Source organism: Rhizobium sp. AAP43 (assembly GCF_001296045.1).
Classification (GTDB): Bacteria; Pseudomonadota; Alphaproteobacteria; order Rhizobiales; family Rhizobiaceae; genus Allorhizobium.
This window is the reverse complement of record NZ_LJHS01000019.1, coordinates 119,096-143,685: the sequence shown is the minus strand read 5'-3', so window position 1 is coordinate 143,685 and position 24,590 is coordinate 119,096. Positions and strand designations below refer to the sequence as shown.

At 59.8% G+C, this 24,590-nt stretch carries 24 protein-coding genes; 18 read left to right on the top strand and 6 right to left on the bottom strand.

Annotated elements, in window-relative coordinates; genetic code table 11:
* Window positions 1-15: 15 nt before the first annotated feature.
* From IP76_RS13010 to IP76_RS12980, 7 genes are all read left to right on the top strand, one after another.
* On the top strand, window positions 16-1,338 hold the full coding sequence (locus IP76_RS13010) for a pyruvate dehydrogenase complex dihydrolipoamide acetyltransferase (protein WP_054158647.1): 1,323 nt from the start codon (window positions 16-18) through the stop codon (window positions 1,336-1,338).
* Between the two features lie 16 nt (window positions 1,339-1,354).
* Complete coding sequence (locus IP76_RS13005) at window positions 1,355-1,993, top strand: SGNH/GDSL hydrolase family protein (RefSeq protein ID WP_054158646.1); 639 nt, start codon at window positions 1,355-1,357, stop codon at window positions 1,991-1,993.
* 110 nt (window positions 1,994-2,103) lie between these two features.
* Window positions 2,104-2,370, top strand: coding sequence for a YdcH family protein (locus IP76_RS13000; RefSeq protein WP_054158645.1), 267 nt, complete (start codon window positions 2,104-2,106; stop codon window positions 2,368-2,370).
* Between the two features lie 81 nt (window positions 2,371-2,451).
* A complete protein-coding gene (lpdA, locus tag IP76_RS12995) occupies window positions 2,452-3,897 on the top strand; it encodes a dihydrolipoyl dehydrogenase (protein ID WP_054158644.1) in 1,446 nt (481 codons plus the stop codon).
* A 77-nt stretch (window positions 3,898-3,974) separates the two neighbouring features.
* On the top strand, window positions 3,975-4,229 hold the full coding sequence (locus tag IP76_RS12990; protein ID WP_054158643.1) for a GlsB/YeaQ/YmgE family stress response membrane protein: 255 nt from the start codon (window positions 3,975-3,977) through the stop codon (window positions 4,227-4,229).
* Between the two features lie 42 nt (window positions 4,230-4,271).
* Window positions 4,272-5,252: a lipoyl synthase gene (lipA, locus tag IP76_RS12985; protein ID WP_054158642.1), complete on the top strand. Its 981-nt coding sequence runs from the start codon at window positions 4,272-4,274 to the stop codon at window positions 5,250-5,252.
* 125 nt (window positions 5,253-5,377) lie between these two features.
* Window positions 5,378-5,830, top strand: a complete 453-nt coding sequence (locus tag IP76_RS12980; RefSeq protein ID WP_054158641.1) for a type II toxin-antitoxin system RatA family toxin — start codon at window positions 5,378-5,380, stop codon at window positions 5,828-5,830.
* Between the two features lie 4 nt (window positions 5,831-5,834).
* Here the strand turns inward: IP76_RS12980 and IP76_RS12975 are convergent, their stop codons facing one another.
* The 3 genes from IP76_RS12975 to IP76_RS12965 form a co-directional block, all read right to left on the bottom strand.
* On the bottom strand, window positions 5,835-6,602 hold the full coding sequence (locus IP76_RS12975; protein ID WP_054158640.1) for a hypothetical protein: 768 nt from the start codon (window positions 6,600-6,602) through the stop codon (window positions 5,835-5,837).
* Between the two features lie 90 nt (window positions 6,603-6,692).
* A complete protein-coding gene (locus IP76_RS12970) occupies window positions 6,693-7,190 on the bottom strand; it encodes a CinA family protein (RefSeq protein ID WP_054158639.1) in 498 nt (165 codons plus the stop codon).
* Complete coding sequence (locus IP76_RS12965; RefSeq protein WP_082352525.1) at window positions 7,190-8,398, bottom strand: bifunctional 2-C-methyl-D-erythritol 4-phosphate cytidylyltransferase/2-C-methyl-D-erythritol 2,4-cyclodiphosphate synthase; 1,209 nt, start codon at window positions 8,396-8,398, stop codon at window positions 7,190-7,192. Before IP76_RS12965 ends, IP76_RS12970 begins: the two co-directional genes overlap by 1 nt.
* A 173-nt stretch (window positions 8,399-8,571) precedes the next feature.
* Here IP76_RS12965 and dusB point away from each other — a divergent pair, with 173 nt between their 5' ends.
* From dusB to IP76_RS12920, 9 genes are all read left to right on the top strand, one after another.
* The gene (gene dusB / locus IP76_RS12960; RefSeq protein ID WP_054158637.1) at window positions 8,572-9,573 is read left to right on the top strand and encodes a tRNA dihydrouridine synthase DusB; all 1,002 of its coding nucleotides are present in this window, start codon (window positions 8,572-8,574) and stop codon (window positions 9,571-9,573) included.
* Window positions 9,570-10,706 (top strand): nitrogen regulation protein NR(II), encoded by a 1,137-nt coding sequence (locus IP76_RS12955; RefSeq protein WP_054158636.1) that lies wholly within the window; start codon window positions 9,570-9,572, stop codon window positions 10,704-10,706. Before dusB ends, IP76_RS12955 begins: the two co-directional genes overlap by 4 nt.
* A complete protein-coding gene (gene ntrC / locus IP76_RS12950; protein WP_054158635.1) occupies window positions 10,703-12,154 on the top strand; it encodes a nitrogen regulation protein NR(I) in 1,452 nt (483 codons plus the stop codon). Before IP76_RS12955 ends, ntrC begins: the two co-directional genes overlap by 4 nt.
* Window positions 12,155-12,304: 150 nt before the next feature.
* The gene (locus IP76_RS12945; RefSeq protein WP_054158634.1) at window positions 12,305-14,572 is read left to right on the top strand and encodes a PAS domain-containing sensor histidine kinase; all 2,268 of its coding nucleotides are present in this window, start codon (window positions 12,305-12,307) and stop codon (window positions 14,570-14,572) included.
* A complete protein-coding gene (locus IP76_RS12940; RefSeq protein ID WP_054158633.1) occupies window positions 14,562-15,926 on the top strand; it encodes a sigma-54 dependent transcriptional regulator in 1,365 nt (454 codons plus the stop codon). Before IP76_RS12945 ends, IP76_RS12940 begins: the two co-directional genes overlap by 11 nt.
* 50 nt (window positions 15,927-15,976) lie before the next feature.
* On the top strand, window positions 15,977-17,353 hold the full coding sequence (gene trkA / locus IP76_RS12935) for a Trk system potassium transporter TrkA (protein WP_054158632.1): 1,377 nt from the start codon (window positions 15,977-15,979) through the stop codon (window positions 17,351-17,353).
* Between the two features lie 266 nt (window positions 17,354-17,619).
* Window positions 17,620-17,871, top strand: a complete 252-nt coding sequence (gene hfq, locus IP76_RS12930) for an RNA chaperone Hfq (RefSeq protein WP_054158631.1) — start codon at window positions 17,620-17,622, stop codon at window positions 17,869-17,871.
* Window positions 17,872-17,938: 67 nt separating this feature from the next.
* Window positions 17,939-19,273 carry a GTPase HflX gene (hflX, locus tag IP76_RS12925; protein ID WP_054158630.1) on the top strand — a complete coding sequence of 445 codons (1,335 nt, stop codon included), beginning with the start codon at window positions 17,939-17,941 and terminating at the stop codon, window positions 19,271-19,273.
* A 160-nt stretch (window positions 19,274-19,433) separates the two neighbouring features.
* Window positions 19,434-19,697: a hypothetical protein gene (locus IP76_RS12920; protein WP_156318565.1), complete on the top strand. Its 264-nt coding sequence runs from the start codon at window positions 19,434-19,436 to the stop codon at window positions 19,695-19,697.
* A gap of 177 nt (window positions 19,698-19,874) precedes the next feature.
* On the opposite strand, the gene IP76_RS12915 is transcribed toward IP76_RS12920, so the two are convergent.
* From IP76_RS12915 to IP76_RS12905, 3 genes are read right to left on the bottom strand one after another with little or no spacing between them, the layout of a single operon-like run.
* The gene (locus IP76_RS12915; protein ID WP_054158628.1) at window positions 19,875-21,116 is read right to left on the bottom strand and encodes an NAD(P)/FAD-dependent oxidoreductase; all 1,242 of its coding nucleotides are present in this window, start codon (window positions 21,114-21,116) and stop codon (window positions 19,875-19,877) included.
* 6 nt (window positions 21,117-21,122) lie between these two features.
* On the bottom strand, window positions 21,123-21,956 hold the full coding sequence (gene mazG / locus IP76_RS12910; protein WP_054158627.1) for a nucleoside triphosphate pyrophosphohydrolase: 834 nt from the start codon (window positions 21,954-21,956) through the stop codon (window positions 21,123-21,125).
* An 18-nt stretch (window positions 21,957-21,974) separates the two neighbouring features.
* Complete coding sequence (locus IP76_RS12905; protein ID WP_054158626.1) at window positions 21,975-22,562, bottom strand: deaminase; 588 nt, start codon at window positions 22,560-22,562, stop codon at window positions 21,975-21,977.
* Between the two features lie 267 nt (window positions 22,563-22,829).
* Here IP76_RS12905 and cysG point away from each other — a divergent pair, with 267 nt between their 5' ends.
* Together cysG and IP76_RS12895 are read left to right on the top strand one after the other, a co-directional pair.
* On the top strand, window positions 22,830-24,272 hold the full coding sequence (gene cysG / locus IP76_RS12900; protein WP_054158625.1) for a siroheme synthase CysG: 1,443 nt from the start codon (window positions 22,830-22,832) through the stop codon (window positions 24,270-24,272).
* 2 nt (window positions 24,273-24,274) lie between these two features.
* A complete protein-coding gene (locus IP76_RS12895; RefSeq protein ID WP_054158624.1) occupies window positions 24,275-24,589 on the top strand; it encodes a DUF2849 domain-containing protein in 315 nt (104 codons plus the stop codon).
* Window position 24,590: the final 1 nt, after the last annotated feature.

The following is a 24,590-nucleotide window of genomic DNA, read 5'->3' as shown; positions in this document are numbered from 1 at the left end:
GGGGAGGTGAGGCACATGCCTGTTAACATCACCATGCCGGCACTCTCTCCGACGATGGAAGAGGGCAATCTGGCCAAGTGGCTGGTCAAGGAAGGCGACACGGTAAAAGCCGGTGACGTCATCGCCGAGATCGAGACAGACAAGGCGACCATGGAAGTGGAAGCTGTCGACGAGGGCGTCGTTGCAAAGCTCGTCGTTCCGGCCGGTACCGAGGCCGTGAAAGTCAATGCGCTGATCGCGATCCTCGCAGTGGACGGCGAAGACGTGGCCGCTGCCGCAGCAGGCGGTGGTTCGGCGCCAGCGAAAGCCGAGGCTGCACCTGCGCCGAAGGCTGAAGCTGCTCCGGCACCGGTTGCGGCATCCGCTCCTGCGGCAGCTGTTTCTGCCGCGCCGGCCGTCGCGACCGGCGAGCGCGTGTTCGCTTCGCCGCTTGCTCGCCGGATGGCGAAGGATGCCGGTCTCGACATCAAGTCTGTGTCCGGCTCCGGTCCAAAGGGGCGCATCGTCAAGAGCGACGTCGAGAAGGCTGCCGCCGGTGGCGTCAAGGCGGCTCCGGCAACGGCTGCTGCTCCGGCCGCCGCTCCGGTTCTGGCCAAGGGTGCGTCGGAAGAGGCCGTCCTCAAGAACTTTGCCGAAGGCTCTTACGAGCTCGTGCCGCATGACGGCATGCGCAAGACGATTGCCAAGCGCCTGCAGGAATCGAAGCAGACCATCCCGCATTTCTACGTCTCCGTCGATTGCGAACTGGATGCACTGCTGGCACTGCGTGCCCAGCTGAACGCCGCTGCCCCTGAAAAGGACGGTAAGTCGGCCTACAAGCTCTCGGTCAACGACATGGTGATCAAGGCCCTCGCACTCGCGCTCCGCGACGTGCCGGATGCCAACGTCTCCTGGACCGACACCAACATGGTCAAGCACAAGCATGCCGATGTCGGCGTGGCGGTCTCGATCCCGGGCGGCCTGATCACCCCGATCATCCGCAAGGCCGAGGAAAAGAGCCTGTCCACCATCTCTAACGAGATGAAGGATCTCGGCAAGCGTGCCAAGGACCGCAAGCTGAAGCCCGAGGAATATCAGGGGGGCACGACGGCCGTGTCCAACATGGGCATGATGGGCGTGAAGAGCTTCTCGGCTGTCGTCAACCCGCCGCATGCAACGATCCTCGCGGTTGGTGCCGGTGAAGAACGGGTTGTTGTGAAGAAGGGCGAGATGAAGGTTGCCAATGTCATGACCGTGACGCTGTCGACCGACCACCGCTGCGTCGATGGCGCGCTCGGTGCCGAACTGCTCGGTGCCTTCAAGCGCTACATCGAAAATCCGATGGGCATGCTGGTCTGATTGAGGGGGCGGTGCCATGAAGACCGTTCTTGTCTACGGCGACAGCCTGACATGGGGATACGACCCGGTGAACCTGGGTCGGCATTCCTACGAGGACCGCTGGACGAGCGTCTTGCAAAAGGCGCTCGGTCATGGGGTCCGGGTGATCGCCGAAGGCCTGAACGGCCGCACCACCGCCTATGACGATCATCTGGGTGATTGTGAACGCAATGGCGCAAAGCTGTTGCCGACGATCCTGGCGACGCACAAGCCGATCGACCTCGTGATCATCATGCTGGGGACCAACGATCTCAAGCGCGGGATCCAAGGAACGGCCATCGGCGCGACCAGCGGCGTCAAGCGACTGGTCAAGCTCGTGCAAAAGCATGACTGGGGTTTCGAATTTGCAGAGCCCGAGATCCTGATCGTCGCACCGCCTGCGATCCGTGAGACGGCCAATTCGGTGTTCGGCGCCATGTTCAACCACTCGGTGGACGAGGGTGCCATGCTCGCCAGCATGTATCGCGATGCGGCGGACGAATCGGGATGTGGATTCTTCGACGCGGGATCGGTGGCCGAAACCACGCCGCTTGATGGCATCCATCTAGACGCCGAAGACACCCGCGCCATTGGACGAGGCCTCGAGCCGATCGTCCGGATGATGCTCGGGCTTTGAAGAAAGGTCGCATCCTGCATCCTCCGGCAGGGCGCGTTGATCAATATCAAGGAGGTCTTCTGCGCTGCGTCTAACCTGAGCCCATCAACCCCGAAAGAGGAGATGGGATCATGTCAAACACACCGCACGAACTGGCAGCGGAATTCCCGGAACACGTCGCGCTGATGCGCCATCTGAAGGAAACGGATGGGCATTTCGCCAGACTGTTCGAGGCCTATCATGAGGTCAACGGGGTGATTCACCGGGCCGAAACCGATATCGAGCCTGCAGACGACTTCCACATCGTCGAACTTCGGAAGAAGCGGATGCAGCTCAAGGATGAAATCTACGGGATGCTGGTTCGTCATGAACCGGAAGCCGGCTTGCCTGCCGTTTAAGCAGGGGTTCGCTTCCAATCCCGCACCGGACCTCCGGCGGTTGCCGATCGGAGGTCCGTAAACCGAGGAGTGGAAGCACCCATGTCGAATGCCTATGACGTCATCATCATCGGTTCCGGCCCTGGCGGTTACGTTACCGCCATCCGTGCCGCTCAATTGGGTCTGAAGACCGCGATCGTTGAGCGCGAGCATCTGGGCGGCATCTGCCTCAACTGGGGCTGCATCCCGACCAAGGCCCTGCTGCGCTCTGCCGAGATCCTCGATCACGCCAATCACGCAAAATCCTATGGTCTGACGCTGAACGGCACGATGACCGCCGACGTGAAGGATGTGGTCGCCCGGTCGCGCGGCGTCTCGGCCCGCCTGAATGGTGGCGTCGCCTTCTTGATGAAGAAGAATAAGATCGACGTCATCTGGGGCGAAGCCAAGCTTTCCAAGCCCGGCGAAGTCGTCATCGGCAAGATGTCAAAGCCCGTCGTCGAGCCGCAGAACCCGGTTCCGAAGGGCGTGCTGGGCGAGGGCACCTACACCGCGAAGCACATCATCGTCGCCACGGGCGCCCGTCCGCGTGCGCTTCCGGGCATCGAGCCGGATGGCAAGCTGATCTGGACCTATTTCGAAGCGATGAAGCCGGACTTCATGCCGAAGTCGCTGGTTGTCATGGGCTCGGGCGCCATCGGCATCGAATTCGCCTCCTTCTACCGCTCCATGGGCGTGGATGTGACCGTCGTCGAACTGATGTCGAACATCATGCCGGTCGAGGACGTGGAAATCTCCACCTTCGCCCGCAAGCAGCTGGAAAAGCGTGGCCTGAAGATCATCACCGAGGCCAAGGTCTCGAAGGTCGACAAGGGCGCCAACTCCATCACCGCCCATGTAGAGACCAAGGACGGCAAGGTCCAGACGATCACCGCTGACCGCCTGATCTCCGCCGTCGGCGTCCAGGGCAATATCGAGAACCTCGGCCTTGAGGCCCTCGGCGTGAAGACCGATCGCGGCTGCATCGTCATCGATGGCTACGGCAAGACCAATGTGCCGGGCCTTTACGCGATCGGCGACGTTGCCGGCCCGCCGATGCTCGCCCACAAGGCCGAGCATGAGGGCGTCATCTGCATCGAGAAGATCGCCGGTGTTCCGGGCGTTCACCCGATGGACAAGGCCAAGATCCCGGGCTGCACCTATTGCAACCCGCAGGTCGCTTCTGTCGGTCTGACGGAAGCCAAGGCCAAGGCCGAGGGTCGCGAGATCCGCGTCGGTCGCTACTCTTTTGCCGCCAATGGCAAGGCGATCGCGCTGGGCGAAGACCAGGGCATGATCAAGACGATCTTCGACAAGAAGACAGGCGAACTGCTCGGTGCCCATATGGTCGGCGCGGAAGTGACCGAACTCATCCAGGGCTTCGTTGTCGCGATGAACCTCGAGACAACGGAAGAAGAACTGATGCACACGATCTTCCCGCATCCGACACTGTCGGAAATGATGAAGGAAAGCGTGCTGGATGCCTATGGCCGCGTGCTCAACGCTTGACGGCCAGTTGTGACAGCGGATGCTGCCGCCTATATAGGCGGCAGCATCCATTGGGCGATTTTTAACGGGAGCGGTTTATGGCAGGGTTCGAAGTCGGCATTCTAGCGACAATTTTCTTCGGTGGCCTTGCGGGCTGGCTTGCTGGCAAGTTCATGAACATGCGCTTCGGGGTCCTGATGAACATCGTGATCGGCATTGTTGGCGCTGCGGTTGCGGCGGCGATCTTCCGGCGTCTCGGCATCTTCGTTGAAGGCGACTGGTTGGGCTACCTGCTCACCAGTTTCATTGGTGCCAGCCTTCTTCTCTTCGTCGCCAAGCTTCTTCGGCGGTAATATCGACAATTCCGCTTTTGGCGGCGCAGGCAGGGTCAGACCATGGTCACTATCCTCGACAGGATCAATCCGACAGCAGCAGTCGTGGACGAGAAGCGCGTTCGCCACCCGGAAAAGGCGCATAAGCCGGACACCGAGGTGATGCGCAAGCCTGAGTGGATCCGCGTCAAGGCGCCGACCTCAAAGGGTTATCATGAGACCCGCGAACTGGTGCGCAGCCACAAGCTGGTGACTGTGTGCGAGGAAGCCGGCTGCCCGAATATTGGCGAGTGCTGGGACAAGAAGCACGCGACCTTCATGATCATGGGTGAGATCTGTACCCGTGCCTGCGCGTTTTGCAATGTTGCGACGGGCAAGCCCAATGCTCTCGACATGGCTGAGCCTGAGAATGTTGCGAAGGCCGTCAAGCAGATGGGCCTCTCGCATGTGGTCATCACGTCCGTCGACCGGGACGATCTTGCCGATGGTGGCGCCGAGCACTTCGAAAAGGTGATCTGGGCCATCCGGGCGGCTTCGCCGGAAACCACGATCGAAATCCTGACGCCGGACTTCCTGAAGAAGCCGGGCGCTCTTGAGCGCGTCGTTGCCGCCAAACCGGATGTCTTCAACCACAATATGGAAACCGTTCCCGGCAATTACCTGACGGTGCGTCCCGGTGCGCGTTACTTCCACTCGGTGCGCCTGTTGCAGCGGGTGAAGGAACTCGACCCGACCATGTTCACCAAGTCTGGCATCATGGTCGGCCTTGGCGAGGAGCGCAATGAAGTGCTGCAGTTGATGGACGACCTGCGCACTGCCGATGTCGACTTCCTGACCATCGGCCAGTATCTCCAGCCGACCCGTAAGCACCACAAGGTGATGAGCTTCGTTACGCCGGAAGAGTTCAAGTCCTATGAGGACATTGCCTACACCAAGGGCTTCCTGATGGTGTCCTCGAGCCCGCTGACTCGCTCTTCGCATCACGCCGGTGATGATTTTGCACGCCTGAAGGCGGCGCGGGAGAAGTTGCTCACTCGCGCTTGATATAAGCACGTGGGGCAGCGACTGGTCGTCGCGGTGACTCTGGTGCCACTGTTCTGGCTTTGAAATCCTATGGTGAGATGGCCAAGCTTCTTGATCTCGAGGCGATCCCTGCTTAAGTCCCAGATATGCCACAGTTCGAAACCCGCCGCCTTGTCAAGCACTCGCCCGACCGCATGTATGCCCTTGTGGCAGATGTCGAGCGCTATCCGGAATTCCTGCCGCTTTGCGAGGCCTTGAGCATTCGCTCGCGCCGCGAACGTGATGGCAAGGAGCTGCTCCTGGCGGACATGACGGTGGGTTACAAGGCGATCCGCGAGACCTTCACGACCCAAGTCCTGCTGACCGCGGCGGAGCGGGCGATCGATGTCAAATACATCGAGGGACCGTTCAAGTATCTCGACAATCGCTGGCGTTTCGAAGAGGCGGGCGATGGCGGTTGCGCCGTGCATTTTTTCATCGACTACGAATTCAAGAACCGGATTCTCGGCGCCTTGATGGGCTCGATGTTCGACCGTGCATTCCGGATGTTCTCGGAAGCCTTCGAGACGCGGGCGGATAAGATCTACGCCGAGCTCTGAGTATTCATATCAACGGACGCTGCTCGATGTAATGGCCGTACAGCGTGGTGAGGACAGAGAGCCCGAGCATGGTCAGGAACCACTGGGCGGGGATGTACCAGACAAACACCAAACCTAGCGAGATGCCGGCGAGAGCTTGGGCGATGAGGTCGGTGACGAGTCCTGCGAGCGCCAGGATTACCACGAGCGCGAGAAAAACAAGGCCGTTTCCGCCAGTCGTCGTCAGCCCCTCAAGAAGCGGAGTCTGATGGCCGAGAGCAACTCCTGGCAGTATCGTTGCCAGCCGAAGGGTGATCGTGGAAAGGCCGAGATAGGCCGGTATGACGAGAAAGAGGGTGTAGGGCACAAGACCAGCGGGCAGGCTCGCAGCAAGCATGGCGATGAAGGCCATCAGCATCAGTGCCGGAATGATCAGGATCAGGCCGAGTAACAGCCCTTTGCCGAAGTAAGCCGCCATTCGGCGCCCGTGAAAGGGCGGGCGCCAACCTGACAGTTCGCCCAGCAGCACGAAACGATGCCATGCAACGGCTGTCCAGAGAAATGCGACACCGAAGATAACCACCGCAATCAAGGATCTTCCGGCATCACCCGCAGCTTGGCCGGTGCTGACGCGCTGCTGCATCTGCTGTGGGGAAAGGAGTAGGATGTCACCCGACACTAACAATAATCCGATCAGCGCCAGTCCTAGAGGTAAGGCAGAGACCGAGACGGCTGCTTTGAAATTCCTGGTGAGTTGACGTAGGGCGTGCCGGAAAATCTGCCAGGCCTTCATTCGGCTGCTCCAAATGTGAAAATGCAAACCTTCAGGAAATTGGGCAAGGGATATTAACCGTGGCAAAATAGCGATGCCGCTGACATCGACTTATTCCACAGCTCTGAGTAGTATTTCAAGGGCCGTGTTAATCGTCGCAAGCCTTACCGGGTGACGACCGATCTCCCCGTAGCGCATTTCCCGGTGATCGGTCAGCCCGCTTCGGGTCTTCAATGCCAGATGCACGAGCCCGACCGGCTTTTCGTCCGATCCGCCTCCCGGTCCGGCAATTCCGGTGACGGCCACAGCAACATGAGCGCTTGAGCGCATCAGCGCGCCACTGGCCATCTGCAGGGCTGTCTCCTTAGAGACTGCCCCGAAGGCCTCCAGCGTTTTGGCTGAGACGCCGATCAAATCCATCTTCGCCTGATTGGTATAGGTGACGAAGCCACGGTCCACCACGGCGGAGGAGCCAGAGATCTCCGTCAGAGCGCCGGCGATCAAGCCGCCGGTACAGGATTCCGCCGTTGTGATCATCCAGCATCGTTCGCGGTAGGCAGCGATGATTGTCGCAGCCTTGGTTTCTATATCTGCGGGATAGAGCCCCATCAGTCCGCTCCCCGGAAGACGACGCTCGCGGTGGCGATTGCCGCGATGCCTTCACGACGGCCGACGAAGCCGATCGTCTCGTTGGTTGTTGCCTTGACCGAGCAGCGGTCGAGTGAGATGCCCAGGATTTCGGAGAGTCTTTCGCGCATGGCTTGGCGATGCGGGCCGATTTTAGGTGCTTCGGCAATTAGCGAAACGTCTGCATTCATGATCGTGCCGCCCGCCTTGCGAACGATGTCGGCTGCGTGCTCAAGGAAAATCCGCGAGGGTGCGCCCTTCCATTGAGGGTCGGAAGGGGGGAAGTGATCGCCTATATCGCCTGCGCCACAGGTGGCGAGCAGCGCATCCGTCAGAGCGTGAAGGGCGACATCCGCGTCCGAGTGACCCTTCAATTTCTGGTCGTGTGGAATGAAGACGCCGCACAGAGTCACGCCCTCGCCGGATTCGAGCTGGTGGACGTCGTAGCCGTTGCCGGTTCGGACATCGGGGAGGGCGGCCCGCTTCAGTTTTTCGTCGGCCATGGTGATATCCCTCTGCACTGTGAGTTTAATATTGTCGATGGAGCCTTCGACGATATGAACCGGGATGCCGGCCCATTCGGCAATCGAGGCGTCGTCTGTAAAGTCGATGCTTGCCTCGCGTGCGGCCCGCTCATGAGCGGCCAGGATGGTTTCATAGTGGAAGCTTTGTGGTGTCTGGGCGGCGAAGAGATCCTTGCGAGGAACTGTATCGGTCACAACCTTGGATGCGTCGGCCCGTTTTATTGTATCGGTAACGGCAACCGCGGGCAGGAGTGCGGCTTTACCGGCGGCGAGCTCTGTCGCGATCCGATCCAAGAGCGCATGGTCCGCAAAGGGCCGAACGCCGTCATGGATCATGACGTGTTCGACGCCGCTTTCCCGTAGACGCCTCAATCCGTTCAGGACCGATTCCTGCCGTGTTGCACCGCCGGTCACGATCATAAAGTGATCCTGCCTGGCTAAATCCGAGGTGGCGGCCTTTAGAAGTGTGTCATCGTCTGGGTGAATGACGACAACTACGGGGCCACTTTTGGGCCATTCGAGGAAAAGCTTCAGTGTGTGCCAGATGACCGGCTTGTTACCGATCCGCCGATACTGTTTGGGTCCCTCGACTGAAGCGCCTGCGCGTTCCCCGCGGCCTGCAGCGACGAGGATGATCCCGATTGTTCTGCTCCGCTCTTGCTCCATTGCCCTGCCTGGTCCATGACACATTATCTTCGCAACCGTGCTCTATCGGCTCGAACATCCCTTTTCCAGCATCTGCACGATTTTTTATCGACGGCATGGCTTTGCCTCTTGGCAATCGCCTCGGTACTGTCTAAAAATAGTGCAGAATGCACTGATGCTCGAAAGATAGTCATTTGACGTCTGTCACCCTAGATAGTCCGTTTCAGATCGGACCCGTCCGCGTACGCAACCGTGTTGTGCTCGCGCCGATGTCGGGCGTCACCGACCTGCCGTTCCGCCAATTGGCCTTCCGCTATGGCGCAGGGCTGGTCGTCACTGAAATGGTTGCCAGCCGGGAGCTGGTGTTTAATGCTGCTGAAAGCTGGTCGCGGCTTAAGGGGGCAGGGTTGTCTCCCCACATGGTGCAGCTTGCCGGCCGAGACGCGAAATGGCTCGCAGAGGCTGCCGTGATTGCCGAGGCTAACGGGGCCGATATCATCGACATCAATATGGGTTGTCCGGCCAAGAAGGTGATCGGCGGTTATGCCGGATCTGCCCTGATGCGCGAACCGGACCACGCGCTGTCGCTGATCGAGGCGACAGTCAAGGCCGTCAAGATCCCGGTGACCGTCAAGATGCGGCTTGGCTGGGACAGTGCTTCCATCAATGCGCCCTATATCGCCAAGCGCGCTGAAGATGCTGGCGTGCAGTTGGTCACGGTCCATGGCCGTACCCGGATGCAGTTTTACGAGGGGCGGGCCGACTGGGACGCGATTGCTGCCGTGCGCGACGCGATCCGGATTCCCTTGGTCGCCAATGGCGATGTGGAAACGGCTGATGACGCAGCTGATATCCTGCGTCGGTCGGGGGCGGATGCCGTGATGCTCGGCCGGGCCTGCCAGGGACGTCCCTGGCATGCCGGTCAATTGGCAGGGCATGATGGGCCGCAGGCGGCTGACATTCCGGCCATCGCACTGGAACACTACCGGATGATGCTGGAGCATTATGGCGCGGATGTTGGCGTCAGGCATGCCCGCAAGCATCTCGGCTGGTATCTTGATCGCCATGCAAAAGATGTGGCGCCCGATGAAAAAGCGGCGCTGATGACATCCAAGGACCCCGAACAGGTTGCGAAGGCTTTGATGCAGGCTCTCTCCAAAGGGATTGCCGGCCAGGCCATACAGGAGGCCGCATGACGGCGAATGACAAGGGGACCGGCCTCGCCATGGCCGTCTTGAACGCCATCCAGAATCCCGTGGTAATGGTGGATGCCAACGGCCATATCGCTTTTGCCAATTGGGAGGCTGAGGCCTTTTTCGGCGCGAGCGCGACACATCTGTCGCGCTATCGTATCTCGACCTTCATTCCCTTTGGCAGTCCGCTTCTATCCCTTATCGAGCAGGTGCGCGAACGTCGCGCGCCGGTGAATGAATACCGCGTCGACCTCAGTTCGCCGCGACTTGGCCAGGAAAAACTCGTTGATCTCTATGTCGCTCCGGTGCTGAGCCAGCCGGGAAATGTCGTTGTCGTTTTTCAGGAACGCTCGATGGCCGACAAGATCGACCGGCAGTTGACGCATCGTGCGGCCGCGCGATCAGTCACAGGGCTTGCCTCGATGCTGGCGCATGAGATCAAGAACCCACTTTCGGGCATTCGAGGTGCCGCGCAGCTGCTGGAGACTGCCGTTACCGATGAAGATCGGGCTCTGACACGGCTCATCTGCGATGAGACTGATCGGATTGTGTCGTTGGTCGATCGTATGGAGGTGTTCTCGGATGAGCGTCCGGTGGATCGCCAGTCGATCAACATCCATTCGGTCCTTGATCAGGTGAAGGCGGTCGCCAAAGCGGGTTTTGCGCGCAACATTCGCATCACCGAAAGCTATGACCCGTCGTTGCCCCCGGTCTTTGCCAATCGCGACCAGTTGGTGCAGGTGTTCCTGAACCTGGTGAAGAATGCCGCCGAGGCCATTGGCGAACGGTCGGACGGAGAGATTCAGCTAACGACGGCATATCGTCCGGGTATCCGTCTCTCGGTTGCCGGCTCGCGCGAGAAGATTTCCTTGCCGCTCGAATTCTGCGTCCATGACAACGGTCCTGGCGTTCCATCCGACCTTCTGCCGCATCTCTTCGATCCCTTCATTACGACCAAGACCAATGGTTCGGGGTTGGGGCTGGCTCTGGTCGCCAAGATTATCGGCGGCCATGGCGGCATCGTCGAATGCGAGAGCCAGGCGAACCGCACCACCTTCCGCGTCCTGATGCCAATGTCGAAAGAAATTGCACTCGACGACGCGCCGATTGCCAAATCCACGGGAACATACGAATGACGGCCACAATTCTTGTTGCAGACGACGATGCTGCGATCCGCACGGTCCTGAACCAGGCCTTGAGCCGGGCAGGCTATGATGTGCGCATCACCTCGAACGCCGCCACTTTGTGGCGCTGGGTGTCGGCCGGCGAGGGCGATCTCGTGGTGACCGATGTCGTGATGCCGGACGAGAATGCATTTGATCTCCTGCCGCGGATCAAGAAGGCCCGGCCAGACTTGCCCGTGCTTGTGATGAGCGCGCAGAACACTTTCATGACTGCAATCAAGGCTTCCGAAAAGGGCGCCTATGACTATCTGCCGAAGCCTTTCGATCTCACCGAACTGATCGCGATCATTGGCCGGGCCCTGTCCGAACCGAAGAAGCGTCCGGCGCGCCTCGACGACGACATGCAGGATGGGATGCCGCTTGTCGGTCGTTCTGCAGCCATGCAGGAAATCTACCGCGTCCTTGCTCGTCTCATGCAGACTGACCTGACGTTGATGATCACGGGTGAGTCCGGCACCGGCAAGGAACTGGTGGCCAAGGCTCTTCACGATTACGGCAAGCGCCGCCACGGTCCCTTCGTTGCGATCAACATGGCAGCCATTCCACGAGACCTGATCGAATCGGAGTTGTTCGGTCACGAGAAGGGTGCGTTCACCGGTGCGCAGACACGCTCTACGGGCCGCTTTGAACAAGCCGAGGGGGGCACGCTCTTTCTTGACGAGATTGGCGACATGCCGATGGATGCGCAGACGCGCCTTCTGCGCGTCTTGCAACAAGGCGAATATACGACCGTTGGCGGGCGCACGCCGATCCGCACGGATGTCCGTATTGTTGCTGCGACCAACAAGGACCTGAAGCAGTCCATCAATCAGGGTCTTTTCCGCGAGGATTTGTATTATCGCCTCAACGTGGTTCCGTTGCGGCTGCCGCCGCTGCGCGATCGCGCGGAGGACATTCCCGACCTCGTCCGGCATTTCATCCAGCAGGGCGAGAAGGAAGGGCTGGACGCAAAGCGTTTCGACCAGGATGCGCTCGAAGTTATGAAATCCTATGCATGGCCGGGCAATGTTCGCGAGCTTGAGAATGTTGTTCGCCGCCTGATGGCGCTTTATCCACAGGATGTCATCGGCCGCGAAATCGTCGAGCAGGAGCTGCGGGCGGATATTTCCGACAGTCCAATCACCAAGGCAGGCGTGCCCGTTGGCAGCATGACGATCGCGCAGGCGGTCGAGGAAAACATGCGCACCTATTTTGCAGGTTTTGGTGACGCCCTGCCGCCGGCCGGCCTCTATGACCGTGTGCTGACCGAAATGGAGTATCCGCTGATCCTTGCCGCGCTGACGGCGACACGCGGAAATCAGATCAAGGCTGCTGATCTCCTCGGGCTCAATCGCAATACCTTGCGCAAGAAGATCCGCGAACTCGGCGTTTCCGTCTATCGCAGCTCCCGCTCGGCTTGACATGCCGGGAACCTCCGTTGCAATTTCGCCACAATACGTTGCTCAAAAGCCACGTTGACTGTGTCGAACCGGCAGTTTGCTCCCGGTGACGACCCATGACGGTGTTGGATGCATAGAGGTCCGCGCAATACGGACCCGGGGGAATATGGAATGGCAGGCGTGGGGGTGACCTCAGTTGCGGAATTTGATGCCGCATTGGCCAAAGACCGCAGGGCTTCTTTTGCCCTGCCGGGACTTCTGCTCGCCGGCGGTGCTCTGCTCAGCGCCAGCTTCACGCTGCCCATTCTGCTCGGGCTGACGCCAATCGAGCCGACGACGCGAGTTTTGGCGGCCTCGGCCGTGATCAATTCGCTGTTCATCGTCGGGCTGATGGTGCTGATCGTGCGCGAGCTTCTGCGGCTGTTCAAGGCGCGTAATCGCGGGCGAGCTGCGGCGCGACTGCATGTTCGCATTGTCACGCTGTTTTCGGTTATTGCCATCACGCCGGCCATTCTCGTCGCGATCTTTGCCTCAATCACCCTTAACGTCGGGCTGGATCGCTGGTTCTCGATCCGAACACAGTCGATCGTTTCGTCTTCGCTGAACGTCGCCCAGGCCTATATGCTCGAAAATGCGAGCTATCTGCAGGGGCAGACAATCTCGATGGCCAACGACCTCGAGCGGAATCGGGCTCTCTTTTATCTCGACCGGACCGGCTTCGTGGAACTCATGACACGACAGGCGAGAGGTCGTGGCATGCTCGGCGCCTTTCTCGTCCGCGAGGACGGTTCGTCGATCACCAAGGCGGATATTGATACGGACAAGCCGCTGCCGGCGATCCCGCGCGATGCGCTGCAAAGCGCTGCAGCCGGTCAGCCGACGCTCATTCCGCCGGGAGTAACCAATCTTGTCGGGGCGATCATCAAGCTCGATTCGCTTTCCGGTACCTATCTCTACACGATCCGGGCGGTTGACCCGAAGGTCATGCAGGCGATGCGCCTGATGGAAGACAACACCGCCGAATACAAGGCGATGGAGGATGGGCGAACGACACTGCAGATCGCCTTTGCCATTCTTTATCTGGGCTTTGCCCTGATCGTGCTTCTGGCAGCCATCTGGACCGCGATTGCCGTGGCGGACCGGATCGTGCGTCCTATTAGACTACTGATCGGTGCTGCGGACAGCATTGCGTCCGGCAATCTCAATGTTCTGGTTCCGGTCCGGGCAGCTGATGGTGACGTCGGAAGTCTGTCGCGGACATTCAACAAGATGGTGTCCCAGATCCGGTCGCAGCGCGACGAAATCCTTGAGGCGAAAGACGAGGTCGACGATCGGCGCCGGTTCATCGAAGCGGTGCTTTCCGGTGTCACTGCTGCCGTCATCGGCGTTGAGGGCGACGGCATCATTTCCATCGTTAATCCCTCCGTCGAATTCTTTCTTGCTTTGCCCGCCGATGAGCTAATTGGCCAGAAGCTCGCCCTTGTTGCGCCCGAAGTCGATCGTGTCTTGTCGGAGGCGGCCGTTCGCCATCGCGGCGAGTACCGAGAACAGATCAACATGATTCGTGGCGGCAAAGAGCGGACACTCAACGTTCAGGTCACCCGCGAAGAAACGCGCGGATCAGAAGACAGCTACGTCATCACGCTCGACGATATCACTGATCTGGTGGTGGCGCAGCGTTCCACCGCTTGGGCCGATGTCGCAAGGCGGATCGCACACGAGATCAAGAACCCGCTGACCCCGATCCAGCTCTCCGCTGAGCGTCTTAAGCGTCGTTATGGCAAACATATCGCCGAGGACGACAAGGCGGTTTTCAATCAATGCACGGATACGATCATTCGGCAGGTCGAGGATATCGGCCGCATGGTCGACGAGTTCTCTTCCTTTGCTCGCATGCCGAAGCCGACGAAACAGCGAGTGGATCTGCGCGAAGTGCTGACGGATGCCGTCTTCCTTCGCGAAATTGGTAGTGCGGACATCGATTTCCAGCGCGATTTCGGCGATGCCCCTCTGATCGGCAGCTTCGATGCTCGCATGCTGGCCCAGGCGGTTGGCAACATCGTCAAGAATGCCGTCGAGTCGATCGAGTCCGTTCCCCGGGAGGAGCTGGGCGAGGGCGGCAAGATCATGGTCCGGTCGCATTTCGATGACCAGAATGACCGCTTCATGGTCGATGTCATCGACAATGGTCGCGGATTGCCGACTGAAAACCGGCACCGCATCCTGGAGCCCTACATGACGATGCGCGAGAAGGGCACAGGGCTCGGTCTCGCTATCGTCAAGAAAATCATTGAAGAGCACGGCGGACAGCTCGAGCTGCACGATGCGCCGGCGGAATTCGATCGAGGTCGGGGTGCGATGATTCGCATTATCCTGCCGCGCGCGGATGCGCCGTCTGCCGAAAGCGTGAACGACAAGGAAGTGATCAATGGCCTCTGATATTCTGGTAGTCGATGACGAAGAGGACATTCGCGAGATCGTCTCCGGGATCCTCAGCGATGAGGGACACGAAACCCGCACGGCGCATGACGCTGACAGCGCTCTCGCAGCAATTTCGGATCGTGTTCCGCGTCTCGTCTTTCTCGACATCTGGATGCAGGGCAGCCGTCTTGACGGGCTTTCCCTGCTCGATGAGATCCGGATACGCCATCCCGACTTGCCGGTGGTGATGATATCCGGCCATGGCAATATCGAAACGGCGGTCTCGGCGATCAAGCGGGGTGCCTTCGATTTCATCGAAAAGCCGTTCAAGGCCGACCGTCTCATTCTGATCGCCGAGCGCGCGCTCGAAAACTCCAAGTTGAAGCGCGAGGTTTCCGAGCTGAAACGGCGGACCGGTGATGCGATGGAGCTGATCGGCACCTCGGTTGCGGTATCGCAGCTGCGCCAGACCATCGAGAAGGTGGCGCCAACCAACAGCCGTATCATGATCCTGGGTCCATCTGGTTCTGGCAAGGAACTGGTGGCGCGGATGATCCACAGGCGGTCCAGCAGAGCCGCCGGGCCTTTCGTTTCCTTGAATGCTGCCGCGATTACGCCTGAGCGCATGGAGATTGCGCTATTCGGAACAGAGGGCGCGCCTGGACAGCCGCGCAAGATCGGCGCGCTCGAGGAAGCCCATCGTGGCATCCTCTATCTCGATGAGATCGGTGAAATGCCGCGCGAGACGCAGAACAAGATCCTTAGGGTCCTGGTCGACCAGCAGTTCGAGCGCGTCGGTGGCTCCAAGCGGGTGAAGGTCGATGTGCGCATCATCTCGTCCAGCGCTTACAACCTGGAAGGCATGATCGCCGAAGGGCGGCTCCGCGAGGACCTCTTTCATCGGCTTGCCGTTGTGCCCATCAAAGTGCCGGCGCTCGCCGAGCGCCGTGAGGACATTCCGTTCCTGGTCGATCTCTTCATGCGCCAGATTGCTGAACAGGCTGGTATTCGTCAGCGCCGGATCGGTGACGACGCGATGGCGGTGCTGCAGGCCAATGACTGGCCGGGGAATATCCGCCAGCTGCGCAATAACATGGAGCGGTTGTTGATCCTCGTTCAGAGCGACAGCCCTGATACGCCGATTTCGGCTGATATGCTGCCGCAAGATTTCTCCGACATGCTGCCGAAGGTGTCTGCTCGCAGTGACACGCATATCATGACCCTTCCGCTCCGGGAGGCGCGTGAAATGTTCGAGCGTGACTATCTGATCGCTCAGATCAACCGGTTTGGCGGCAATATCTCCCGGACCGCTGAATTTGTCGGTATGGAGCGGTCGGCCCTCCATCGCAAACTGAAATCCCTTGGCGTATAAGCGGGCGGGGTCGAGTCCGGATTTTACGCCGTCAGGCAGGGGAGAACGGCATGAAGGTCATCATTTGCGGAGCCGGACAGGTCGGCTACGGTATCGCCGAACGTCTGTCTCAGGAGGACAATGACGTCTCGATCATCGATACGTCGGCCTCGCTGATTACACACATCACGGAAACGCTGGACGTTCGCGGCTATGTCGGGCACGGCGCGCATCCGGACGTTCTGGCGCTGGCTGGTGCCGATCAGGCAGATATGCTGATTGCGGTGACGCTTTATGACGAAATCAACATGACGGCCTGCCAGGTGGCGCATTCGCTGTTCAATGTGCCGACCAAGATTGCGCGTATCCGTTCGCAGAATTATCTCAGGCCCGAATATTCCGATCTCTTCAGCCGTGACAACCTTCCGATCGACGTGACGATTTCGCCCGAAATCGAGGTCGGCAAAATGGTGCTGCGCCGCATCTCTTTCCCCGGGGCCACCGACATCGTTCGTTTCGCCGATGACACGATTGCCATGCTCGCCATCGAATGCATGGAGGACTGCCCAGTCGTCGACACGCCGCTCAACCAGTTGAGCGAGCTCTTTCCCGATCTGATGGCGACAGTGTGCGCGATCTATCGCAATGGTCGCCTCAGCGTGGCGCGATCCCAGGATCAGCTTCATGTCGGCGATCTTGCCTATGTGATCTGCCAGAAGGATCATGCGCGACGGACCCTTGGCCTGTTTGGCCACGAAGAGCAGGAGGCGGGCCGGATCGTCATCGCCGGTGGCGGTAACATCGGCTACTATGTTGCGCAAACCATCGAGAAGATGCAGCCGCGCGTGCGCCTGAAGATCATCGAGAGCGATCGCGATCGCGCTTTGATGGTGTCCGACCAATTGCCGAATGGCATCGTCCTGCATGGGTCAGCTCTCGATCAGAATATTCTGCAGCAGGCCGATATCCAGGATGCCGATCTGATGGTGGCGCTGACAAACAACGACCAGACCAATATTCTCGGTACGGCGATGGCAAAACGTCTCGGCTGCAAGTCGGGCATGGCGCTGATCAACAACCCGTCCTTCCACGATATTGCCGGTTCCATCGGGATCGATGCGGCGATCAATCCACGGGCGGTGACGATCTCGCGCGTTCTGCAGCATGTCCGCAAGGGCCGTATCCGCGCAGTGTATGCGGTGCAGAAGGGCAAGGCAGAGGTCATCGAGGCTGAGGCACTTGAGACGTCACCTCTGGTCGGCAGGCCGTTTCGCGAATTGGAATTGCCGCCGGGGCTCCGGATTGGCGCCATCTATCGCGATAAGACCGTGATCCGTCCGGATGGGGATACTAAGATCAAGGCCAGGGATCGGGTCGTGCTTTTTGCGGCTGCCGACTCTGTGCGCCATGTCGAGCAGCTCTTTCGTGTGTCGATCCAGTATTTCTGAGGTTGGGGCATAAGTTCGCAGTGTCTCGAGCGTCTAGGCCACCTGGTACAGGTCGTGGACTGCGATCGTTTCGTCACTGCCATCCCGTCTTGAACAGGGCGCGTGAACGCTCTTGCCCGGCGTTTTTCGACATTGCGGAGAAGACGGCGATTTGATACCACATTCGCCTGAGGAGGGGTGCGAGGGCAAGTCCCTGCTTCCTTACCAGCAGTCAAGAATAATCACACCGGTCGAAAACGGCCGGCAATAAAGAAAGAAGCGGCGCCATGGCGGAACGTTCTCAAAACCTGCAGGATCTTTTTCTCAACACCGTCCGCAAGCAGAAGATCTCCCTCACGATCTTTCTGATCAATGGTGTGAAGCTGACAGGTGTCGTAACTTCCTTTGACAATTTCTGCGTTCTTCTTCGTCGCGACGGCCATTCGCAATTGGTCTACAAGCACGCCATCTCGACCATCATGCCGGGCCAGCCGATGACGATGTTCGAGAACGACGAAAACGCTTCCGCACAGGACTGAGATCATAACAACCCGCGATACCAAGAATGAGTCGATCATCCCGGAAGGCGAAAAGCACCGGGATGATATGCGTGTCCTCGTGCTCGTCCCAGTCCTCAAGCAGGCAAGGCCCCAGAGCCTGCCCGATGGAGCGCCGCCCGCTCCCGGACGATCTAACGAAGCGCGCCTCGAAGAGGCGATCGGTCTTGCCAGAGCGATTGATCTCACCATCGTTCAGGGGCTGATCGTGGCTGTCAATCAGCCAAGGCCGGCGACGCTTCTCGGCACCGGTAAGATCGCCGAGGTAACCGCGCTGCTTGACGAGCACGATGCGGGTCTCGTCATTGTCGATCATCCGCTGACACCGGTTCAGCAGCGCAATTTGGAGAAGGCCTGGAACGCCAAGGTCATCGACCGGACGGGCCTCATCCTCGAAATCTTCGGCCGCCGGGCGTCCACCAAGGAAGGAACGCTGCAGGTCGAACTCGCGCACCTCAATTACCAGAAGGGCCGCCTCGTGCGCTCCTGGACCCACCTTGAACGGCAGCGCGGTGGTGCTGGTTTCATGGGCGGGCCGGGTGAAACCCAGATCGAAGCCGACCGCCGGCAGCTGCAGGACAAGATCATTAAGTTGGAGCGTGAGCTGGAGCAGGTGGTCCGCACCCGTCAGCTCCACCGCGCCAAGCGGCGCAAGGTGCCGCATCCGATTGTCGCGCTGGTCGGTTATACCAATGCGGGCAAGTCGACGTTGTTTAACCGGATCACCGGTGCCGGTGTTCTGGCCGAAGACATGCTGTTCGCCACGCTTGATCCAACGCTTCGGCGAATGAAGCTGCCTCATGGCCGCACCGTCATCATGTCGGATACGGTTGGTTTTATTTCTGACTTGCCAATGCACCTTGTCGCCGCCTTCCGCGCCACGCTTGAAGAAGTACTGGAAGCCGATCTGATCCTGCATGTGCGTGATATGGCCGATCCTGATAACGGCGCCCAGTCCGCAGATGTTCTGCGCATTCTCGACGATCTCGGGATCGACGAGAAGGAGCGCTCGGAGCGGATCATCGAGGTCTGGAACAAGATCGATCGTCTTGATCCCGACAATCATGACGGCATCCTGCAAAAGGCTGCCGGTCGAGAGAATGTCCGGCCTGTATCGGCGATTTCGGGCGAGGGTGTCGATGTCCTGCTGGAGACGATCTCGCAGCGGCTCTCAGGCGTTTTGACTGAGGCCACGATCATGGTTCCCGCTGACAAGCAGGCGGTCGTGTCCTGGCTCTATGGCAATGCTGTCGTCAGCAGTCGCGAGGACCACGAGGATGGCAGCGTCAGCCTTGATGTGCGGCTGACCGACCGCCAGGCGGACGAGCTCGAGCGCAAGCTCGGGAGCAAGAAGGCGACTGACAAGGAAGACTGGGAGCGCTAAGTGCTCTGGCCTGAGGGGCGAGATGGGAGGCGCAGGTAGTAAGCGCGATGATACAGCGCGTAGTCGTCATGTTGTTTTCGAGCTTCGGCGCAGTCGAAAGATTTACAAAACACTCTTGACCGTTATGCTCGTGGTAATGGGGTGGCACCTGGGGCGGGGCGTGTCTGATTGGCTTTCGACCCCTGTGGTCGCTGACATTGCCGTTTCTATTTTCTGCTCAGGCTTTAGCATTGCCCTGGTCGGAAGCCTCACGAAGCGGCTGCCGGTTTTTGATCCACGCAACGCCTTGATCCTTGAAGTTTCCGACAACGGCATCATGCTTGGGTTTCCGACCAATTTAACTCTGGTATGGGGTGAGATCGATCGGATCACGCTTGTTCGGAGCACTTATGGAGGCCTTCCCGAACTATCTGCAGGTTGTTAGGGCTTCGACTGGAGACGATAGCGCCAGGAGTCCTGAGATCATGCATCATCTCGGTGTAATCTGGGACAAGCGTTCACGTGAGCTGTCGGACCTTCTGAAGGCCTTCACGCCAGGGTCTGGGGCACCCCAGACACGCGCTGATGATGCCTATGACTCGGAAAAATGGACGGGTAAACTCTAGAGGGCCGAGCCCTCATCCTCACGATGCTTCTCGCCGCGACGGCATGTACGCGCGAAGGCCTCTGGGAGGCGCAGCCGCCCAACCGGATCGAGAAGATCGCCCGTCACCAGCGTCGAGATGATAGAGCGAATGCCAGGCAGCGTCGTCACGGGCGCGATCAGGTGGTCGCGGAGCGCCGGCAGTAGGCGGCTATCCGACTGGTAGAAGGGTGTCAGGCAATGGCTCAGGAACTGATAGCTGTGCACATGCATCTGCCTTTGCCGCAGATGCTGACCTATGGCTGCGCCGATGTCCTCGGCGTGGATCAGTGCGGATGCCAGCGACGCTGCATCTAACAGTGCCATATTGGCGCCCTGGCCGAGTTGCGGGCTGGTCGCATGCCAAGCATCGCCGATCTTCAGTGCGTGGCGCCCGAGCACCGGCTGGCGGGTCAGATGGCGATAGCGGGCATGGACCGGTTCGGCGACGGCGGCGAGCGGAACGGCCTCCGGCCAGAGCCTTCCTACCGCTTCCAGCCATGCGTTACGGCCGGCCGTCTGCCATGCCGCATAGTCTGTCGTCCGCAGGCTCCAGAAAAAGGTTGCCATGGCGGGTGCCCCCTCACGGGCCGTGCCGACCGGCAGCACGCCGGCCATACGCGAAGCGCGGTCATACCGCTGTTCGAGCAGGTTCTCCTGGAATACGCCGCCTTTCGGAAAGGGTACGGTCGCCCATAGCGCGCCGTAGCTCAGTTCGCTGTCCGGGCGGTTGCCGATCGGGGAATTGGCCCCCATGGTGTCGATGACAAGATCGGCTGGCGTTGATCGCTGGCCATCAACGAAGACAAAGCGAGGATGCTCTCCCGGCTCGACGCCGCTGATCCGTGCCGATGTTTCAAAGGTAACACCGGCAGCGCGCGCCGCCTCGAACAGCACATCGAACAGCGCCACCCTCTGAACGGCGATGCCGAATTCGTCCGACCTGTAGCGCACATCGAGCACGGGTTTGCCCCCGTCCCTAAGTCGCCCGACCATCCGGTCGACGCGTCGCCCGCGAGCGGCCACCGGGGCAAGCAAGCCAATCGCTGCCAGAACCTGGGCTCCGGTCGGCTGTAGCACAAAACCGGAGCCCACGGGACGCGGTGCCTCCATCTGGTCGTAAAGCGTGACGCGGGCGCCGGACCGGGCAAGCATGGTGCCAAGCGCGAGGCCCCCGACACCGGCACCTGCAATGGCCACATCGAGACCGTCGAGTTTCATGCAGGTTCAGCCGATCTGTCGCTCAAGGGTCTTTGCCGCCTGCCAGAGCTCTTCCATCCGATCCAGCGTGGCATTCTCCAAATTCTCATCATTCGCTTGAAGTTCTGTTTCTATATACCTGAATCTATTTCGGAATTTTGTATTCGTTCCTCGTAGCGACTGCTCGGGCTCCGCGCCCACGTGCCGGCCAATATTGACCAGTGCGAAGATCAAGTCACCGAGTTCGTCCTTGACCTTGTCGGGCCGGTTCTCGGCCAGCGCCTCTCGCAATTCGCCGATCTCTTCCTCGATCTTGTCGAGGATTGGGGCCGCTTCCGACCAGTCGAAGCCGACCTTGGCGGCCTGCTCCTGCAATTTGAGAGCTTCGGTCAGCGCCGGAAATGAGCGTTGCACGGAGCCGAGATGGCCAGCCTTTGGATCGGAGGTTATACCGCGCGCCGCGCGCCTTGCCGTCCGCTCCGCCTTCTCCTGCTGCTTGATCTTGTCCCACTGTGCCTTCACCGCTTCGGGGGTGTCGGCATCGGAGCGCTCAAACACATGCGGATGCCGCCGGATCATTTTTCGCGTGATGGCTGCGACCACTGCGCCGAAGTCGAATTGGCCCGCTTCTTCGGCAATGCGCGCATGGAAGACGACCTGCAGCAGGAGGTCTCCCAGTTCTTCGCACATGTCGTCCGGATCCTTGCGTTCAATCGCATCAGCGACTTCATAGGCTTCTTCGATCGTATAGGGCTTGATCGTCTCGAATGTCTGGACGATATCCCACGGACACCCAGTTTCGGGATCGCGCAGCGCTGCCATGATTTCAAGCAGGCGGTGAATGTCGGTGGAAGCGTCCATGATGTCCTGTCTGCGTGCTCAGTTGAGCGGAATGTCGTTGCAGGTCTTTGACGACTGATAGGCCTGTGAAAGCCCGTCATAAGTACTCTTGATCCGGCTGACCTGTTCGAACAAGGTAAGTCTCTCCGCGTCGTCTGCGGATGCGACCATTTCGATCATCGCGTGGCTGTGCCAGAAGGCATTGTGTTTGCGGTAGCCGCCTGGCTCCAGTCCGAAAACCTCTTTCAGGATCTTCAGGTCATGCGGAATGGAAAAGGCGTCGCGGCTATCCTCATGGCTGAAGAAGTAGTAGAAATTGTCAAAGCCAGCCCAGGTGATCGCCGACATGCACATGGTGCAAGGTTCGTGGGTTGAGAGGAAGAGCAGATCCTTCGTGTTTGGCCGCTCGCCCAGTTCATAAAAACGTTTCAGCGTGTGGACTTCGCCATGCCAGAGCGGATTTTCCAACTCGTTGTTGGTTTCCGCCAGCACCAGAGAGAGATCTGACTTGCGCAGAATAGCTGCACCGAAGATCTTGTTGCCTGCGGCTACGCCTTCGGCTGTCAATGGAAGAATGTCGTGCTCGATTACATCAAGCAGTCGACGAGTAAGTTCGGCCGTGGTCACGTGGGTCGCTCCGCATCGTTTTGCCGTGCGATCCTAGCGCTTGCGCGACGGCCGCAGAAAGCAAAATGATTGCCTGTCTCCAACTTTTTGCGGTTCGGTGCGCCAGATCTTCACCGAACTTATAGAGAATTATGCTCCGGTCACTTTTGCTCGCAACAGCGATATGACTAGGAAAGAAATACGCAGGGCCAAGGGCGAGGGGATTTATGTTTCTTCAAATTTGCCGGCGCAAAAGCGATAGTGTGACCCTCTGACATCGGATGATTCATGATACAGCAGGACAAACAGCTTTCGGTCTTTCCGGCCTTCTTCAAGGTCGAGAACGAGGTCGCCGCCGTTTTCGGAAACGGCGATGAGGCCTATGCGAAGGCGCGTCTGTTGAAGAACACCGAAGCCCGCATCATTGCCTACGCCGATGACCCGCAAGAGGATTACGCTGCCTTCCTCGCCCAAAACGGCATTGAGCAGGTGGCTTTGTCCTTCCAACCATCCCAGGTGGATGGTGCGCGCCTTGTGTTTGCCGCAACGGGTGAGGGTGCTCTCGACCGCGAGATCGTGGCTGCCGCCCGCGCCGCCCGCATCCCCGCCAATGCGGTCGACCAGCCCGACTATTGCGATTTCTACACGCCCGCCCTCGTCAACCGCGCCCCGATCGCTGTTGCCATCGGCACGGAAGGCGTCGGCCCGGTGCTTGCCCAGATGATCCGTGCCGATATCGACCGCCTCCTGCCGCGCTCGCTCGGTAAACTCGGCCGCCTTGCCAATTCCTATCGTCGTGCCGTTGATCGCCTCGTGCCGCGCGGTGCACCGCGCCGGCTGTTCTGGCGCAATTTCTTCAAGGGCAGGGTGGCTGACCATGTCGAGGGTGACGAGATCAGTCTTGCCCGCCGCGAAGCGACCCGTCTCCTGAAGGGCGTTGCCGCTGACCGCGTTGAGGGCCGCGTCTTCCTCGTCGGTGCCGGTCCGGGTGCCGAGGACCTGCTGACGCTGCGCGCTCATCGCCTGATGATGGAATGCGACGTGATCGTCTATGATGCGCTGGTGCCGCGCGAGGTTGTCGATATGGGGCGCCGTGACGCCGAGCGGATTCCGGTCGGCAAGCGCAAGGGCTGCCATTCCAAGTCCCAGAGCGAGATCAATGCGCTCCTCGTTGAGCTTGGCCATGCTGGCAAGCGTGTCGTTCGCCTGAAGTCTGGCGATCCATTGGTCTTCGGCCGGGCTGGCGAGGAAATGGCTGCCCTGCGGGATGCAGGTATTGCCTACGAGATCGTGCCCGGCGTTACTTCGGCACTCGCAGCCGCCGCCGATTTCGAACTGCCGCTGACGCTGCGCGGCGTTTCCTCGTCGCTTGTCTTCACGACCGGCCATGATTTGCAGGGCAATGTTTTGCCGGATTGGGCGCGGCTTGCGCTGTCGGGCGCAACCGTCGCCGTCTACATGGGCCGCACGGTCGCAGCCTCCGTTGCCGAGCGCCTGATGACAGGCGGTCTCGCCGAGGATACGACGGTTGCCGTTGTCGAAAATGCCGGGCGTCGCGATAGCCGCCTGCTGCACGGTACGCTAAAGGAATTGCCGGGTTTGGAGGCTCGTACCGAGCTGTCTGGTCCGGTCATGGTCATCATCGGCGACGCTGTCGCCGGCGCCGATTTCAGCCGTTCCGAGCCGCTTGGTGCGCTCGCTCCGGCCGAACCGCAACTTGCAAGGATTTGAGGATGGTAGACAAGGTTCTCACAGCAAACCGCCTGACCGACGGCATCGCCGTCTGGCTGGATGCCAATGGCCAGTGGACCGAGCGTCTGCAGGAAGCCTTCGTTGCCCGCCATGCCGAGGCGGTCGAGGCCCTCGAGACCGCCGGCAAGCAGGCTTTCGCCAGCAACCTCGTTGTGGACGTAAATGTCATTGAAATCGAGGAAAAGGACGGCAAGTTGCGTCCACTGCGTCTGCGGGAACGTATCCGGGCTGAAGGCCCCACCATTGCATATGCAGAGGGTCACGGTTATGCCGACCCGGCATTCATTGCGGCTTGAG

Bases quoted from the DNA above. Each gene is read 5' to 3' on its own strand.
- IP76_RS12965 (WP_082352525.1), bottom strand. From the start codon at position 8,398: ATGGAGCAAGAGCGGAGCAGAACAATCGGGATCATCCTCGTCGCTGCA.
- IP76_RS12895 (WP_054158624.1), top strand. From the start codon at position 24,275: ATGGTAGACAAGGTTCTCACAGCAAACCGCCTGACCGACGGCATCGCC.
- hfq (WP_054158631.1), top strand. From the start codon at position 17,620: ATGGCGGAACGTTCTCAAAACCTGCAGGATCTTTTTCTCAACACCGTC.
- IP76_RS12980 (WP_054158641.1), top strand. From the start codon at position 5,378: ATGCCACAGTTCGAAACCCGCCGCCTTGTCAAGCACTCGCCCGACCGC.
- mazG (WP_054158627.1), bottom strand. From the start codon at position 21,956: ATGGACGCTTCCACCGACATTCACCGCCTGCTTGAAATCATGGCAGCG.
- lpdA (WP_054158644.1), top strand. From the start codon at position 2,452: ATGTCGAATGCCTATGACGTCATCATCATCGGTTCCGGCCCTGGCGGT.
- trkA (WP_054158632.1), top strand. From the start codon at position 15,977: ATGAAGGTCATCATTTGCGGAGCCGGACAGGTCGGCTACGGTATCGCC.
- ntrC (WP_054158635.1), top strand. From the start codon at position 10,703: ATGACGGCCACAATTCTTGTTGCAGACGACGATGCTGCGATCCGCACG.
- IP76_RS13005 (WP_054158646.1), top strand. From the start codon at position 1,355: ATGAAGACCGTTCTTGTCTACGGCGACAGCCTGACATGGGGATACGAC.
- hflX (WP_054158630.1), top strand. From the start codon at position 17,939: ATGCGTGTCCTCGTGCTCGTCCCAGTCCTCAAGCAGGCAAGGCCCCAG.
- IP76_RS12990 (WP_054158643.1), top strand. From the start codon at position 3,975: ATGGCAGGGTTCGAAGTCGGCATTCTAGCGACAATTTTCTTCGGTGGC.
- IP76_RS12975 (WP_054158640.1), bottom strand. From the start codon at position 6,602: ATGAAGGCCTGGCAGATTTTCCGGCACGCCCTACGTCAACTCACCAGG.
- cysG (WP_054158625.1), top strand. From the start codon at position 22,830: ATGATACAGCAGGACAAACAGCTTTCGGTCTTTCCGGCCTTCTTCAAG.
- IP76_RS12940 (WP_054158633.1), top strand. From the start codon at position 14,562: ATGGCCTCTGATATTCTGGTAGTCGATGACGAAGAGGACATTCGCGAG.
- IP76_RS13010 (WP_054158647.1), top strand. From the start codon at position 16: ATGCCTGTTAACATCACCATGCCGGCACTCTCTCCGACGATGGAAGAG.
- IP76_RS12945 (WP_054158634.1), top strand. From the start codon at position 12,305: ATGGCAGGCGTGGGGGTGACCTCAGTTGCGGAATTTGATGCCGCATTG.
- IP76_RS12955 (WP_054158636.1), top strand. From the start codon at position 9,570: ATGACGGCGAATGACAAGGGGACCGGCCTCGCCATGGCCGTCTTGAAC.
- lipA (WP_054158642.1), top strand. From the start codon at position 4,272: ATGGTCACTATCCTCGACAGGATCAATCCGACAGCAGCAGTCGTGGAC.
- IP76_RS12915 (WP_054158628.1), bottom strand. From the start codon at position 21,116: ATGAAACTCGACGGTCTCGATGTGGCCATTGCAGGTGCCGGTGTCGGG.
- IP76_RS12970 (WP_054158639.1), bottom strand. From the start codon at position 7,190: ATGGGGCTCTATCCCGCAGATATAGAAACCAAGGCTGCGACAATCATC.
- IP76_RS13000 (WP_054158645.1), top strand. From the start codon at position 2,104: ATGTCAAACACACCGCACGAACTGGCAGCGGAATTCCCGGAACACGTC.